Annotated in this window: 2 protein-coding genes and 1 pseudogene; 2 read left to right on the top strand and 1 reads right to left on the bottom strand. The window is 63.9% G+C overall.

Going from position 1 to position 2,244, the window contains the following annotated elements; all coding sequences use genetic code 11:
* Positions 1-631 (bottom strand): IclR family transcriptional regulator (locus L9Z73_RS29405; RefSeq protein WP_247408388.1); only part of this gene is annotated, 631 nt, incomplete at its 3' end.
* A gap of 119 nt (positions 632-750) precedes the next feature.
* Here L9Z73_RS29405 and hmgA point away from each other — a divergent pair.
* Together hmgA and L9Z73_RS29415 are read left to right on the top strand one after the other, a co-directional pair.
* Entirely contained in the window at positions 751-2,034 is a 1,284-nt protein-coding gene (gene hmgA / locus L9Z73_RS29410) for a homogentisate 1,2-dioxygenase (RefSeq protein WP_247408390.1), read from the top strand.
* 3 nt (positions 2,035-2,037) lie between these two features.
* Positions 2,038-2,244, top strand: a pseudogene (locus L9Z73_RS29415) (fumarylacetoacetase); the annotation flags it as partial.

Consider the following 2,244-nt stretch of genomic DNA (forward strand, 5'->3'; position numbering starts at 1 on the left):
GCGCCGACAACGCATCCACACCGGGCATCAGCAGGCCATGCACAAAGTGCAAGCCACGTGCGCGGATCTGTTCGCAGGCGCTGGCGTAGGCCTGGTCGTCCGCCAGGGCGTGGGCGATGCCCGCCTGGATCTCGCGCTCGCGCAATTCGACGGTTTCTCGCGCCGGCAAAAAGGCGCTGAACACCAGCCCGGTCGACGAACTGAGCAGCGGCAACACCGAGCCCAGTTGCGTCACCACCGTTACCGCGCGCACCGCCGGTTCGATCTGCACCACGGTCGCGCCCTGGTTGCCCCACACCGCCAGGAAGCAGGTTTCATTCAACTCATCACGCAGCTCGGCCAGGGGCAGGGCGCCGACTTTGAGCACGTCCATGCTGCCCAGCGCGGCGAGGCCCACGCGCAATGCTTCGCGGCCCAGGCCGTAATGGTTGGTGGTGCTGTTTTGCTCGGCAAAGCCGGAGGCGATCAGGGCCTGGAGATAGCGGTGAACCTTGCTCGCCGGCATCTGCACATGCTCGGCCAGGCGCGACAGCGACGTGGAGGGCGACAGTTCGGCCAGGGCCTTGAGGATGTCGGTGCCCACTTCGGCCGAGCGGACTTTTTGTTTACCTGTGTCGCGGGGCTTTTCCATGGGGCAACGGGAATCCGAGAGATGAGTGGGCGTCTTTATAGCTTGACGGTCGACAGTGATCAAATTACGTTATGCGTAACTGGATTACGATAAAAACAACTTCCGTCAGAGGACGATCCATGAACCTCGAATACCTGTCGGGCTTCGGTAATGAATTCGCCAGCGAAGCCCTGCCCGGCGCGCTGCCGGTCGGCCAGAATTCCCCGCAAAAAGCCCCTTACGGCCTGTACACCGAACTGTTCTCCGGCACGGCCTTCACCATGGTGCGCAGCGAAGCGCGTCGCACCTGGCTGTACCGCATCCAGCCGTCGGCCAATCATCCGGCGTTCGTCAAACTGGAGCGGCAACTGGCGGGTGGGCCGCTGGGCGCGGTGACGCCGAATCGGCTGCGCTGGAACCCGTTGGCGTTGCCGAGCGAGCCGACCGACTTTGTCGATGGCCTGGTCGGCATGGTGGCCAATGCCGGGGCGGACCAACCGTCGGGCATCAGCATTTACCATTACTGCGCCAACCGTTCGATGGAGCGCGTGTTCTTCAACGCCGATGGCGAGTTGTTGATCGTCCCTGAACAGGGCCGTTTTCGCATCGCCAGCGAACTCGGCGTGCTGGAAGTCGAGCCGCTGGAGATCGTCGTGCTGCCGCGCGGCCTGAAATTTCGCGTCGAACTGCTGGATGCGCAGGCGCGCGGGTATGTCGCGGAAAACCACGGCGCCGCGTTGCGCCTGCCGGACCTCGGCCCGATCGGCAGCAACGGCCTGGCCAATCCGCGTGACTTTCTCACCCCGGTTGCCCACTACGAAGACCGCAAGCAGCCGACGACGCTGGTGCAGAAATTTCTCGGCGAACTGTGGGCCTGCGAGCTCGACCATTCGCCCCTCAACGTCGTCGCCTGGCATGGCAACAACGTGCCGTACAAATACGACCTGCGCCGGTTCAATACGATTGGCACCGTGAGCTTCGATCACCCCGACCCGTCGATCTTCACCGTATTGACCTCGCCGACCAGCGTACACGGCCTGGCCAACCTCGATTTCGTGATCTTCCCGCCGCGCTGGATGGTGGCCGAGAACACCTTCCGGCCACCGTGGTTCCACCGTAACCTGATGAACGAATACATGGGCCTGATCCACGGCGCCTACGACGCCAAGGCCGAAGGCTTCCTGCCCGGCGGCGCGTCGCTGCACAGTTGCATGAGCGCCCACGGGCCGGATGGCGAGACCTGCACCAAGGCGATCAATGTCGAGCTGGCCCCGCACAAGATCGATGACACCATGGCGTTCATGTTCGAGACCAGCCAAGTGCTGCGCCCGACCCGCTTCGCCCTGGACTGCCCGCAACTACAATCTGCTTATGACGCGTGCTGGGCCGCGCTGCCCGTCACCTTCAACCCGAACCGGAGATAACCCATGACTCAACCAACGCTTGCCCGCAGCTGGGTATCTTCCGCCAACGGTCACGGCGATTTCCCCCTGCAAAACCTGCCGCTGGGAGTGTTCAGTATCAACGGCTCGGCGCCGCGCAGTGGCGTGGCGATCGGCGACTGCATCCTCGACCTGCTCGCCGCCCGCGATGCGTTTGACGGTGAAGCGCTGCGTGCCGTCGACGCCAGCGCC

Origin of the sequence: Pseudomonas emilianonis (assembly GCF_023072625.1) — a bacterium.
GTDB classification, from domain to species: domain Bacteria; phylum Pseudomonadota; class Gammaproteobacteria; order Pseudomonadales; family Pseudomonadaceae; genus Aquipseudomonas; species Aquipseudomonas paraveronii.